Origin of the sequence: Bacillus sp. CCNWLW194 (genome assembly GCF_037120585.1) — a bacterium.
GTDB lineage: Bacteria > Bacillota > Bacilli > Bacillales > Bacillaceae_G > Bacillus_A > Bacillus_A basilensis.
The window spans coordinates 365362-378587 of the sequence record NZ_JBBBBL010000006.1; the positions used below are offsets into that span (position 1 = coordinate 365362).

Sequence of the window (13226 nt, forward strand, 5' to 3'; positions counted from 1 at the left end):
TGTAATCCCCCACTAATTCTTTTCTCAAATCCTCCAAAATGGATTTTCAAAATTAGGGAACTATAATGTCGTATTAACATATATTAAGGGGGATAAAAAGTGGACAATGAGATGAATTATGGAAGTGATTACAAGTTTATTCCAGCAACTTCAATTGAAAGTGGTCATGGCATCGAAGTATTGCCTGATTTATTTTGTTACACGATTCAAATCGTCAACATCTGTTTTGTTGGAAATCCCGAGAGCAATGATTTTGTTTTAGTTGATGCTGGTATGCCTAAATGTGCAAATGAAATTATCTCTGTCGCTGAGGATCGATTTGGTACAAACAGCCGCCCAAAAGCAATCATTTTAACTCACGGGCATTTTGATCATGTTGGTGGAATAATTGAACTCATCAAGTATTGGGATGTTCCAGTCTATGCCCATCAAATGGAGATACCGTTCCTGACTGGACAACAAAGCTATCCTGAACCAGATCCAACAGTTGAAGGTGGGATGGTAGCGAAAATGTCCCCTCTATTCCCTAACGAACCGATTGATTTAGGAAATAGCATAAAAGTGCTACCTACAGATGGAACTGTTCCCCATATGCCAGAGTTTAGGTGGATTCATACTCCAGGACACACTCCAGGACATATTTCATTATTCCGAGAAAAAGACCGAACTTTAATTGCTGGGGACGCTTTTGTTACGGTGAAGCAGGAATATCTATATAAAGTAATTACTCAGGAACAGGAAATAAGTGGTCCGCCTCGTTATTTAACAACAGACTGGAAAGTTGCTAAAGAATCAGTTATAAAACTAGAGAAGTTAAAGCCTCTAGCCGCTATTACTGGACATGGGATACCGATGTCAGGTGAATTGCTATCAACAAGCCTCAAAACACTCGTTCAAGAATTTGATAAAATTGCTGTACCTGATTACGGAAAATATATAGATGAAAAGATAAATTAAACAAAAAACTAAAATGTATCACAAAATCAAAACATCAAATAATGTTAAAATATGTAAAAATAATAACCTTAGGCAACATCTCTATTTTAAGAATGGAACTATCCTTGTTGAATAAAACTCAATATTCTGCAAACACTACCTGTAGTGTAGCCTGCTTCTTACCCAGGTTGTACTTCTTACCATAAAAAAGAGCAGTCATAAGAAATAACTGCTCTTTTTACTTTTAACATACTTTTTTAAATTTTGTTCATACCATACTTAATCCATAATACAGTTTAACTAAATTTCATTTCAAAGTTTTTAGTTTCAAAAAACCCGATACATCCCATGACCTTACTACATTATTAACTTTTGTTCTCTGTCTGCTACCCCTAGACCATTGCAAACAAAGTATAAAAATAAGAACAATATCAATGAAATCCCCACCATAATACATCAGCACGCCCCCAGTTTCAGCTTGTTCAGTAACTACACCAGCAGGCGGATGAGCATATATGTATTTTGATAATATCCCATGACCAGCTGATGCAATTATTAAAATAATTGACCGGTACATATAGCTATACCTATGGGATATTAAATCAACATAAATCATTGATGTGGTAAACAGATATCCTGCAATAAAAACGTGGAAATGTATGAATAAATGAAGAAGTATACTTTCGTGCATCATCGAGTATAAGCTAGTCGTATAGAGAATCCATAGTCCTCCTAAATTAAGCAAGGTTGCGATAATTGGATGAGTAAGAAGTTGTAGAGACCTACTCTTTAGTATCCTTGAAAGACGTCGCGCTGTTCTCACATTGAGCGTTCGTAAAAAAAGAGTCATTGGAGCGGCTAATGCTATAAAAATTGGAGCAAGCATCCCAAGAAGTAAATGCACAAGCATATGCACTGTGAAATCATTATGAGCACGATGAGCTAAGGGCCCAACAACTGCTATTGCCACACAAATAAGTCCTAAAACCCAGAAGACACTTCGATATAACGGCCATCGTTTGTAATGGCGATTTGATAAAATCGTGGCTACTATATAAATTATTAACATAATTAAAATGAATACGAATAGTACAATATCCAGTGCATTCCATATTTCATGATGAAGATGGTTATTGTTCATTTAAGCTTTTACCTCTCAATAATCTTTCATCAGTTCTTGTCTGAAAAACTAGCAGTATGCCAATTAAGAGCATTACAGTCGCAATTATATTCCATATTACGTCGTAGATAAGAACATTATCTACGTATCGAATCTGATGTATTTTCATTAGTTTGTGTTGAATTATACCGTCATATAATTGAAATCCACCACTACCAAGCATTAATCCGCTCCACCATCTTTTCAACCAAAATGCATTTCTACGGCGAAGATCAGCAACCATAAACAAGGAACCAATCGTTGCAAACCAACTAAAAGCATGAAAAAGACCATCTGAAATGAGTCCAATATCTGTTGTAGATTTATCATAGAAATGATGCCAATGTAGCAGTTGATGAAAAATAGTTTCATCTATAAAAGCTACTAACCCTAGCCCAAACAAGATACCTGACCATAGATTACGGGTCAAATAAACAGAAGAGGTTAAATAGCTTGTATTATCGGTTTTGGTAACCATTAAATCCTATCCTTTCCACTAATGTATATTCTTATTTTTCCCAAAAGAAAAACGTGCTAAACATACTTAGTGCCAAAGGAAAATAACATTCAATTAGATGTATCATATAAATACTTATTCTCAAGCGTATTTAATATTTGATTAAAACTCACTAAAAAAGCTTTAAGGGGTTCACCATTCTAAAATAGCGCTAGTATAATTTCTTTAACATTTTAGAATGAATCTATATTTTTAGCATTTACTCAATTTATTAACAATGGAAATTACCATATAGTCTTAACTATTTGATCCTCTGTAAATAAACTATAGTTTTTCTCTAATGATCATTTCCAAATCTTCATTTTAATATTGCATTTGTATTGCCTTTTGCACATTTTGAACATCATTTTTTAATAGTTGCTTTAAATCATAAGCTGGATAGTAACCACGTTCATACATAAAGTTAAAAATCTGTGCATGTAATTGTATAGCACCATTTATTTGACGGGTTAAAACTTCTCTAAGTCGCGGCGTTGCAGTTTCGGTAATCGCTATTGCATAGTTTCGAACAGATGTCTTTGCTAATCCAAGTAAATCTCCAGCGTAAAATCCAGTGTCATCACGATGCTGCGATTGAAATCCAGGAGCATAAGGATAAAATTGTACTAACTCTTGTAGATTGTTTTGGATGGCATTTATAGCTTTAATATATAACAATTGAAGTGCTTGATCAGGTACATTCCTAACTGATTTTTTTAATTTGATTAAACCGTTTGCTTGAAATGCTACTAATTCATGTAACTCCAATGTTTCATGCCAAGCTAGCTGATTAGGATAAGACATAGACGTTCCCCCTTAATATTCATTCATGCCACACTATGCAAAAAAATTCAAAAAGGGCCTATACTACATGAATTCATTTCAATCTAATTCATGATTACTTTTCATCCTTCTATGTTAATCACAATAAAGTATCCTTAATTCCTCTTCCTTACTTTTTTATATCCTTAATTTTGATTTTCAAAATGACTTCTTCGCCTTTACAATCTATAAATTTAATTTTTTCTTCCTTAAAAATCCCCATCATAATACATCCTTTCTTGTTTCGTTATAAACCATATTAGTTAGAAAATATAAATGTGAACATTGTACCTACATATTCCTTATATATTTTTCAAATTTTATGGTTACTTAAATTTATACATTATTAGATATTAACTATTAAAGTAACTATATTGCAGAGATTATTCGTTAAATCCTATAATTAAAATAAATTGAAAAATAGTTATTTAAGCTGTGTTAGTCACCTATTCTTAAATAATTAATAGGTTAGATATTATGACTTAGGAGGGATAAAAAGATGACTATACTTTATGATAAAGATTCTTTACAAAAAAATATTATTACCCTTCCACATTGGCAACGAGAAGCTTTCCGTTCTTTTAAATTAAAAATGACAGATAAAGATAAACTGTTTCCTTGTATACCAGCTCAACACGGCTTTACAGCAAATCACCTCAGGTACGGATTTATTGGTGATCCTAGAGATACGAATACTAGTGAGAGTTTTGCTGCATTACTTAAAGAATATACCGAATGTTCTAGAGACACAGGTCAATACGCCTCACTTATTGTTTTTATTCATACACCAATAGATTTACTGCGAGAAACTACAGTTGAAGATTTTGAACATATTTATTGGTCTCTACTTAATACAACTAGTCGATTGGACGAGATGGAATGGCCTACACACATTCCAAATGACCCTATGGAGAATACTTGGGAATTTTGTTATCATAATGAATCATATTTCGTTTACTGCGCTACACCCGCTCATGTCAATAGACAAAGTAGACATTTTTCATGTATGATGCTTGCTTTAACCCCTAGATGGGTTTTACAGGGGATTATGAATTCTGAGAAACGCAGTAGAAAACTAAAAAACTTAATACGTCAACGTCTAGCCGCTTATGACAAAGCTCCTATTCATCCCTCTCTGAAAGATTATGGTGAAAAAGATAATTATGAATGGCAGCAATATTTTTTACGTGATGATGAAACCATCCCATCCAAGTGTCCATTTTCTCGAATCATAAAATACTTTCATAAAAATAAGTAATTCACTCCGTTTTTTATTATTTAGTTGTACAAACTTTAACCACTGAATAGATTTAATATAGATCAAATTTAGTGGGAGGAGCATATTATACGTGGGCATATTTTTAAGCTATGTTTTCTTAGGTTTATCATTATCTGCTCCAATGGGACCTATAAATGCTGCGCAGCTAGAAAAAGGTATTAGGAGTGGGTTTTTTCACGCTTGGATCCTTGGCATAGGAGCCTTACTTGCAGATGTTATCTACATGGCACTTGTTTATTTAGGTGTAATTCATTTCCTCGAAAAAGATATCATAAAACTTTTCTTATGGTCTTTCGGCGCTTTTGTTTTAATCTATACAGGCATTGAAAGTTTAAAAAATGCGAATCAAATTAGCATTAGTAATACTAGAAATGATGATTCAATTATTAAAAGCTTTTTTTCTGGTTTTTTTATGTCTTTATCGAATCCATTAACAATTCTATTTTGGCTTGGAATTTTCGGCTCTATATTAGCAAAAGCCGCTTCTTCCTATAATAAAGAGCAGCTTTTGTTATATAGCTTTGGTATTATTTTAGGTATTTTCATTTGGGATATTACGATGGCGAGTACATCTAGTATATTTCGTAAAATTTTGAATGCTCGCATATTGTCTCTTATAACGGTAGTATCTGGAATATCACTTATTATTTATGGATTATATTTTGGTTTTCAAACTTACCAAATCATTTTTCAATAGCTTCTATTATTTAATTGTTACATACTACTCATATTGTGTAAAAATAGATTCTTCATATAGCTGTATTCCTTTTCCTTGAGACAAAATGAACAATTACAGTAACAATAATAACTATTCCTAAAAACAACAAGCTCACTAGGAAACCAAAACGCGTTGTTTTTTGCAATAGTGTTCCACTAACAGCTAGTGCAATCATAATAAGACCAATAATACTTTTTATCTGCATCCAACCTTTTGGATTCATTAATCTCCAAAATGAAAGAAGAATTAAACTCCATGTATATAACAACATTAGTCCAGCTGCAGTTGTTACATATTCATATATATTTTTGGGTAGTAATAAAGCACTAAGGATAGAAGCACCAAGTCCCATTATAATAAGAATTAGAGCTGGGAAAGAGATGTTTTTTTTGTTTTTTTTAGCAAACATTGCAGGTGCATCACCTTCTTCAGCTAAGTTCATTAATACACTTGTCACTGCAAATAATGAACCAACTAATGTTGAAAAACCCGCTAAAATTAATACTACATTTAAAATAAATGGCACATACGGCAAATTATAGTCTTGTAATGCTATTACAAAAGGGCTTTCTTTCGTATTAAACTGGTTTAATGGAACCATCATAATTGCCAACCCTAAAGAGACTACGTAAATAATCGTTAAAATCATTAACATTACTCTTCCTGATTTTTGTGCATCTTTAGGGTCTTTCAGTCTTATTGTCATTAACCCCATAATTTCGATTCCTCCAAATGCATAAAATGCATAAATTAGAGAGGACCAAGTGCCTTTTAATCCATTTGGGAACCAGTCTTTAAAATCCCGCGGAATTTGTGCTTTATATAAACCACCCTTTATAAATCCTAAAATAACTAAAATAGCAATTACAATAAACCCCATAATAGCAGCGATTTTTATAATAGCCATCCATTTCTCTAAACGTTCGAATATCTTTACCCCTATAAAAATAATTAATATAGCCGCTACTCCATATATAGCAGCAAATATCCATAACGGTATTTTAGGAAACCAGTAGCGTGAAAAGATTCCTAACGCACTTAACTGGCTGCCCATAATAAGCAGTTCAGAACACCAATATGTCCATCCATGACTAAAACCCGCCCAATTTCCAAAAGCTTTTTTTGAGTAAATGCGAAAAGATCCTTTTTGCGGATCTTCTACAGCCATTTTTGCCAATGCTTCAAATACAATATAAGTAGTAAATCCAGTTAAAATAAGAATAAGAATAATTGACGAACCGCCTATTTTAATTCCTATACTGGATCCTAAAAAGAAGCCGGTCCCTATTGTACAACCAATCCCAATAAGTGAGAGTTGCCACCATTTTAAATCTTTTTTTTCTTTCGTTTCGTTCTTAACATCATGACAGGTCATATCACTATTCTCCTTTATTCATTTTGAGAATGCCCCTCATGATCACTTAAGTACTTCTCAGCAAGCTTTTCAACAACATCAACGACATCATGAGCCTTTATTTTATGGTTTGCTACTCTTTCACTTCCTACAGAAATCTCAACTGTAAATAACGCTTCATATTTCATTTTTTCTGCCCCTTTCGCATCAAATATAACCTCTTATCTTTTATCCTTTTATTTCACAAAAATTAATTATGTATTTAAAACCTCGAGAGTCTAACAGTTAAACAAATAAAGTCGAAAAAATTGTAACGCTACTAAGCTTATTTATTAAAAAAATGTATGGGAAAGGAGAGACGGCATGCCTCTCCTCTATATCCATTTCATATATAAAATTAACGAGTAACGCCACCGCCAAGTTGTTGCTCAGCTAATGATACAAGACGTTTCGTAATTTCACCACCAACAGATCCGTTTGCACGAGCTGTTGCATCTGCACCAAGTTGTACGCCAAATTCTTGAGCAATTTCATATTTCATTTGATCAAGAGCTTGTTCAGCGCCACGTACTAATAGTTGATTGCTACTTCCACTGTTATTGTTTGACATGTTCATTCACCTCCTTCTTTCTTTAATATGTTAAATTACATGCTAAAATATATAGCTAATTAATTGGTAATTACGACCGTGAATTCAAAGGTATAGTTGATCCTCTTTAAACCAAAAATAATCATGTATAGGAGAACGAAATACATCTTACGTGCCATGGGATATCATAAATAGGCCTCCATTACAACATAAAACGGGTTAAGCTATTTAACAGCATAACCCGTTTTTAATGAAATATTTTATTCCATATACTTTTAAACAATGGAGGAAAATGATGAAACATATTGTTGCTTTATTAATTAAATACACAGCAATAACTGCAGTATTACTAATTATACTTAGTATCTTTAAAGGCATTTCAATTCCTAAAGTATTACTAATTTCTCTTTTCCTTACAGGAGCTGCCTATTTAATCGGAGATCTCTTCATTTTACCTAAATACGGAAATATGATTGCTACAATAGCCGATTTAGGCTTAAGCTTCTTTGGAATTTGGTTACTTACATCCTTGTTTACTAATTTAGATGCTACTCGTAACATTGGACTTTCTTCATTTATAGCCGCTTTAATTATTGGTGGAACAGAAATTTTCTTCCACATTTATATGAAGAGGCTAGTACTGCGTAACGACAATGAATTAAGAAATCACAATCATATTCATCATGATAAATACGCTATGGAAATATCAGATGAATATATAGATTCTTCCACAATAAATAAATCCAAGCTTGAGGATACATCTAAAAAATAAAAAAGTGGCCAACGCCACTTTTTTATTTTTGCTTATTAAGCTTGATCTGAATTTCTTACATGTAATGGAGGTGGAACTACCCATCCTTTTTTCTTACTTAAACGTAGCAATGTTACACCTGCCTGCGCTTTTTTCATATGAAATTGTCCAAATAACATGCCTACATCTTCTCGAAGGCATTTTCCCATTACTTGACTACATGTCACAAGTCCAGCTGCTAATCCTGCAGAAACAGCTGCCGCAATTTCTGCATCATTAATACGTGCTCCAGGAGGAATATCTTCGATAGATGCAACTGGTCGTTCTGGAGGAGCAGGCGGTAAAGCGACCCCATTAACTTTTAAAAGCGCCTTTAATTCTTCTATTTCCGAATTCATATCATTTTCAATTAAGCCTTCTAAAAACTTCTTCAAATCTTCATCACCTGTGTGATTCATAAATACTTGGTGGCTTGCAATCGCACCCTGTGCAGCAAGAAGATAACTCCAAATGTCAAATACCTCTCCGTAATGTAAAGGTTCATTTTGAGGATTTCCACTTAATATACCCATTTTTAAATTCCTCCCTTTCGAAAATATCATGAAAAATATTGATTTCAATATTGAAATCAAATTTTTAAGTATGCTTTTTCCTGCAAAAGATTTTCTACTATGCATGGAAAACACCTTTCCAACACCACGTGTTTATTGTTTAGGAAAGTAGTTTACAAATTAAATACCCAAAGATTATGAAAGAAGATTATCAATAATCTTTGAGTGAGAATTCATTTACTATAAGGGTTTGCTTTTATACATACACAAAAGAAATTGATTTACATATTTGCTATATTTTATACTAATTCTCTTAGCGGTTAGCTCTACCACCAAGTTGTTGTTCAGCCATTGCTACTAAACGTTTTGTAATTTCACCACCAACAGATCCATTTGAACGAGCTGTTGTATCTGCACCCAGTTGTACACCAAACTCTTGTGCAATTTCATATTTCATTTGATCAAGAGCTTGTTCAGCACCTCGAACTAACAATTCATTACGACTTCCACTGTTATTGTTTGTCATATCGTTTCACCTCCAATGTTTTTAATATGCTACGAATTATGAAAAAATAGTTATCCTTTTTATGGGAATTAGATTATGTATAAATATTGGGTTTCTTCTTAAAATAGTGCTAAAAGTAATGAGAAAAAAGTTGCTATAAAATATTTCATATTCATAACAACACTATGTGTATTCCCATTGTAATGAGTGTAAGAAAGGTTTCTGTTGTATAAAGAGATACATATGAAGTATGTCTTGAGAAATGATTCAAAAGGAGATATAAAATTATGAAAGCTGTAACCTATCAAGGACCAAACCAAGTACAGGTTAAACAAGTGGATGATGCAAAGTTAGAGAAAAAAGATGATATTATTGTAAAGATTACTTCAACCGCTATTTGCGGTTCTGATTTACATTTATATCAAGGTAACATGCCTTTACCTCAAGGATACATTATTGGCCATGAGCCAATGGGAATTGTTGAAGAAGTGGGCCCAGATGTTACTAAAGTGAAAAAAGGAGATCGTGTTGTTATCCCCTTTAATGTTGCTTGTGGACATTGTTTTTATTGCCAACACGAAATGGAAAGTCAATGTGATAACTCGAACCCTCATTACGATTCTGGTGGATACTTTGGTTATACAGAGAAATTTGGTAACCATCCGGGCGGACAAGCTGAATATTTAAAAGTTCCTTTTGGAAATTTCACTCCATTTGTTATACCGGAATCATGCGAACTTGAAGATGAATCCCTACTCTTTTTATCGGATGTTTTGCCAACAGCCTATTGGAGTGTAATAAATGCAGGTGTTAAGCGAGGTGATACTGTTATTGTCCTTGGTTGTGGACCTGTTGGATTAATGACACAAAAATTCGCTTGGATGCAAGGTGCTAAACGCGTAATCGCAGTCGATTACTTAGATTATCGAATAAATTATGCAAAAAAGATTAACAATGTTGAGGTATTTGAATTTACAAAATTTCCTGATATGGGAGAACATTTAAAAGAAATCACACATGGCGGTGCGGATGTAGTCATTGATTGCGTAGGCATGGATGGTAAAAAATCGCCTCTAGAATTTCTGGAACAAAAATTAAAACTACAAGGTGGTACCCTCGGTCCTATTCAAATTGCTACGAAAGCCGTAAAAAAATATGGAACAGTTCAAATGACTGGTGTTTATGGTGGTAATTATAATGCATTTCCACTCGGAGCATTTTGGGTTAGAAATATTAATCTGAAAATGGGACAAGCACCTGTCATTCATTTTATGCCGGAACTATTTGAAAAAATAACAAACAAAGAATTCGATCCAAAAGAGATTATTACACACAAAATCCCCCTTGAAGAAGCGAGCTATGGTTATCAAATTTTTAATAATCGGGAAGATGATTGTATAAAAGTCATTTTGAAGCCTTGAAAATACATCCTTTTTAAATGATTATTTTTAACTATTCTTAAAGCTAAAGATAAGATTAAAATCCATGCCCTTATCTTTTTCACCCAAAACTAGTAGTTATTTTTGATTACATCCTACCTTCTTTTATGCCCTCTTTATTATACAAAAAATGCAAGTTGTAGCTTTTGTATAAGGCTTGATTCAATTAATTTAATAAACCTTGATAAAAGAACAAATAGAAAAAGCGTGTTTTGAAAATTTTTTTGATTAAAACACGCTTTTTCTATATTTAATTGAATCATCCTTTTATAAAAAAGTTTGATAATTTTTGTGATCCTTGCTCATTTAAAACGCCCTTTAGCTGAAAGAAAAATCAGTTTATAACTGATTTTTCTTCTCTAATTCTAATTGATTAACAATGTAAGATACTAATGTATTCAATGGATTAATAATAGTCTTAGATGTTTTATACTCAACTTGCTGAGATGCATCAACCATAGATAATTGAGCAACGGAGATAACTTTTTTTTCATCTTTAATGATTTGATTTAAGGACTTTGTAATTTCTTGGTTGTATTCTTCTTTTAGCCCTTGCATTATCAATTCAAAAGTACTATCTATAACAATAACTTCTAAATCTAAAGATTTTTGATAGTTATTAGCATGATGTTTAAGACGTTTTACTGTACCTTCAACAGTTGCAGGATTTGTAAAAAGAATTGTCTGAGGTTGCTGTATATTGCTGATGTAATCAAAGAAAGGTTCATCAACTTTAATAATTGGCACTGATGTTGAGAGTTGGTCTTCCTGTAAAATTGCAATATAGTTTGTGCAAGTAATAAGGATAGCATCAACATTACATTGGGCAATCCATTCTATTTGCTCTTTAACTTTCAGTTGAGCATCTGATTCTAGGAAATTTTCATTTGATGTAACTCGATACATTAATGCCGGGTCAACAAAATGGATTAATTCAATGTTAAATGAAGAAAGTGCATTTTCTATATATTCTATATTCGAATAATGGGCGTGTAAGCAGCCTAATCTTTTTCTCAATTCCATCCCACCTATATTATATTTCTGCTTATTCTATCAGTACGCGAATTAAAATGTCTATTAAAATTGAGAATGAGACCTTTCCTCTTATTTCACAAAATGGCCTTTTAATGAAACAACTTTCTTGTCACTTAACACAAAGGAGTAAATCATGGTAAATTTTTTATAAACATCTCGTCCTTCTTCAAAACAATGCTTCTTTTTTTAATAACACCGTGACTTTATTTAAAAGTAATACAAGTTCAAATCTCCCCACACTCATCTCAACTTTAAAATGGTTGTTTCACACCTTCACATTTTTGAAGAAAAACCCACAATCAGAGAAAAGAGAAATATAAGTAATAAACATCCTATTATTGGAAACTATAACAATGTTAACTAACTTAAAAAAGAGGTGTACTTCATGTTTTATTATAAAGATGAAATAATTAATATGATTAAGCCGGATAAACCAGATCCAGCTGCTGCAAAAGTTTTACAAGAAATATTAGGTGGGCATTATGGTGAAATGCGTACAATGATGCAATACTTCTTCCAAAGCTCAAATTTTAGAGGTAAAGAGAAGCAATATCGTGATTTACTTCGAGGTGTTTTTTTAGAGGAAATAAGCCATGTAGAACTTGTACAACATACAATTAATCAACTATTAACTGGAACTGGTGAACCTACGCCAGGAAATGCTGGTATTGACACAGCACCACTTGACGAAGCGGTTAAACATGCAAATCCTCATCACTTTATTGTAGGTGCTCAAAGTTCATTACCTGTTGATGCAGCTGGTAACCCATGGAATGGATCTTGGGTATATAGTCATGGAAACTTAATTAGCGATTTATTAGATAATGTCGTACTTGAATCTACAGGTGTACTTCAAAAAACTAGAATTTATGAAATGAGTTCCAATCAAACCTTTAGAGAAACACTTGCATTTTTAATTGTACGTGATAATGCACATCAAAATGCTTTTGCAAAAGCTTTAGAGACACTTGGGGTTGAATGGGGGAAACTCTTCCCTGTGCCGAACTATGATATTAATAAATACCCAGAGTGCAGAAAGTATGTAGACATGGGGTTCCATAACGCACAATTTAATTTTAGTTTAGATCCAACAAGAATGGGAGAAATATTCCAAGGTGAATCACCAAGTAGAAACAAAGGAACACTAACAGTAACTGACCCGCCAAAAGGTTTTCCTGTACCAGAGCTTCCTGAAATGCCAAATGAGCATAGTCCCGGATTAAAAGATATGGATCTTTAAGATAATTATGGCCAACTATTTATTCATGGTTGGTCATAGTTCTTTATAAAAATTCATGTAAGCTTGTTGTTAATGTGATAGGATGTTTTAATAAATCCTCTTTATTTAAATCATATTTTTGCTCCTCTTAATTTTGTTTCTATGAACCATTAGCCGCCACTGTATACTTACTTATAACCTCCCTATATTGTAAAAAAGAGGAGGGGCTTGTCCCCCTCTTCTTTTAATTTTTCTTTAAAAGAGTTGCTCCTGCAATCCCTGGGTGTGTCATTTCAAATGGATCTAGAATTAACTCTAAATCTTCTTGTGACAATACACCATTTTTCACACAAAGTTCTCGAACGGATTGCCC

General features: G+C 33.0%; 15 protein-coding genes and 1 pseudogene. 6 read left to right on the forward strand and 10 right to left on the reverse strand.

Annotated elements, in window-relative coordinates:
* Positions 1 to 99 precede the first annotated feature (99 nt).
* Positions 100 to 957 (forward strand): MBL fold metallo-hydrolase, encoded by an 858-nt coding sequence (locus V7S50_RS16720; RefSeq protein WP_309259028.1) that lies wholly within the window; start codon positions 100 to 102, stop codon positions 955 to 957.
* 286 nt (positions 958 to 1243) lie between these two features.
* On the opposite strand, the gene V7S50_RS16725 is transcribed toward V7S50_RS16720, so the two are convergent.
* From V7S50_RS16725 to cotF, 3 genes are all read right to left on the reverse strand, one after another.
* On the reverse strand, positions 1244 to 2077 hold the full coding sequence (locus V7S50_RS16725) for a cytochrome c oxidase assembly protein (RefSeq protein ID WP_242252695.1): 834 nt from the start codon (positions 2075 to 2077) through the stop codon (positions 1244 to 1246).
* The gene (locus tag V7S50_RS16730; RefSeq protein WP_000256787.1) at positions 2067 to 2573 is read right to left on the reverse strand and encodes a DUF2243 domain-containing protein; all 507 of its coding nucleotides are present in this window, start codon (positions 2571 to 2573) and stop codon (positions 2067 to 2069) included. Before V7S50_RS16730 ends, V7S50_RS16725 begins: the two co-directional genes overlap by 11 nt.
* A 342-nt stretch (positions 2574 to 2915) precedes the next feature.
* On the reverse strand, positions 2916 to 3395 hold the full coding sequence (gene cotF, locus V7S50_RS16735) for a spore coat protein CotF (protein WP_242252693.1): 480 nt from the start codon (positions 3393 to 3395) through the stop codon (positions 2916 to 2918).
* 517 nt (positions 3396 to 3912) lie between these two features.
* On the opposite strand from cotF, the gene V7S50_RS16740 reads away from it, so the two are divergent.
* Complete coding sequence (locus V7S50_RS16740) at positions 3913 to 4671, forward strand: YqcI/YcgG family protein (protein WP_242252692.1); 759 nt, start codon at positions 3913 to 3915, stop codon at positions 4669 to 4671.
* A gap of 91 nt (positions 4672 to 4762) precedes the next feature.
* Entirely contained in the window at positions 4763 to 5389 is a 627-nt protein-coding gene (locus V7S50_RS16745) for a LysE family transporter (protein WP_063223527.1), read from the forward strand.
* A gap of 52 nt (positions 5390 to 5441) precedes the next feature.
* On the opposite strand, the gene V7S50_RS16750 is transcribed toward V7S50_RS16745, so the two are convergent.
* From V7S50_RS16750 to V7S50_RS16760, 3 genes are all read right to left on the reverse strand, one after another.
* Positions 5442 to 6785, reverse strand: coding sequence for an amino acid permease (locus V7S50_RS16750; RefSeq protein ID WP_242252691.1), 1344 nt, complete (start codon positions 6783 to 6785; stop codon positions 5442 to 5444).
* A 14-nt stretch (positions 6786 to 6799) separates the two neighbouring features.
* Complete coding sequence (locus tag V7S50_RS16755; protein ID WP_000872953.1) at positions 6800 to 6952, reverse strand: hypothetical protein; 153 nt, start codon at positions 6950 to 6952, stop codon at positions 6800 to 6802.
* A gap of 209 nt (positions 6953 to 7161) precedes the next feature.
* Positions 7162 to 7374 carry an alpha/beta-type small acid-soluble spore protein gene (locus V7S50_RS16760; protein ID WP_000069660.1) on the reverse strand — a complete coding sequence of 71 codons (213 nt, stop codon included), beginning with the start codon at positions 7372 to 7374 and terminating at the stop codon, positions 7162 to 7164.
* Between the two features lie 274 nt (positions 7375 to 7648).
* On the opposite strand from V7S50_RS16760, the gene V7S50_RS16765 reads away from it, so the two are divergent.
* Positions 7649 to 8125 (forward strand): YndM family protein, encoded by a 477-nt coding sequence (locus V7S50_RS16765; RefSeq protein ID WP_242252690.1) that lies wholly within the window; start codon positions 7649 to 7651, stop codon positions 8123 to 8125.
* A gap of 35 nt (positions 8126 to 8160) precedes the next feature.
* Here V7S50_RS16765 and V7S50_RS16770 read toward each other — a convergent pair whose 3' ends face one another.
* Together V7S50_RS16770 and sasP are read right to left on the reverse strand one after the other, a co-directional pair.
* Entirely contained in the window at positions 8161 to 8676 is a 516-nt protein-coding gene (locus V7S50_RS16770; RefSeq protein ID WP_242252689.1) for a DUF3231 family protein, read from the reverse strand.
* Positions 8677 to 8968: 292 nt separating this feature from the next.
* Positions 8969 to 9181 carry a small acid-soluble spore protein, SasP family gene (gene sasP, locus V7S50_RS16775; protein ID WP_046959866.1) on the reverse strand — a complete coding sequence of 71 codons (213 nt, stop codon included), beginning with the start codon at positions 9179 to 9181 and terminating at the stop codon, positions 8969 to 8971.
* A 266-nt stretch (positions 9182 to 9447) separates the two neighbouring features.
* Here sasP and V7S50_RS16780 point away from each other — a divergent pair, with 266 nt between their 5' ends.
* Entirely contained in the window at positions 9448 to 10581 is a 1134-nt protein-coding gene (locus V7S50_RS16780) for a zinc-dependent alcohol dehydrogenase (RefSeq protein WP_242252687.1), read from the forward strand.
* A 357-nt stretch (positions 10582 to 10938) separates the two neighbouring features.
* Here V7S50_RS16780 and V7S50_RS16785 read toward each other — a convergent pair whose 3' ends face one another.
* A complete protein-coding gene (locus V7S50_RS16785) occupies positions 10939 to 11622 on the reverse strand; it encodes a hypothetical protein (RefSeq protein ID WP_063223532.1) in 684 nt (227 codons plus the stop codon).
* A gap of 397 nt (positions 11623 to 12019) precedes the next feature.
* Between V7S50_RS16785 and V7S50_RS16790 the strand changes: the two genes are divergently transcribed.
* Positions 12020 to 12874, forward strand: a complete 855-nt coding sequence (locus tag V7S50_RS16790; RefSeq protein ID WP_242252686.1) for a manganese catalase family protein — start codon at positions 12020 to 12022, stop codon at positions 12872 to 12874.
* Positions 12875 to 13097: 223 nt separating this feature from the next.
* Here V7S50_RS16790 and V7S50_RS16795 read toward each other — a convergent pair.
* Positions 13098 to 13226: pseudogene (locus tag V7S50_RS16795) on the reverse strand (aspartate ammonia-lyase); the annotation flags it as partial.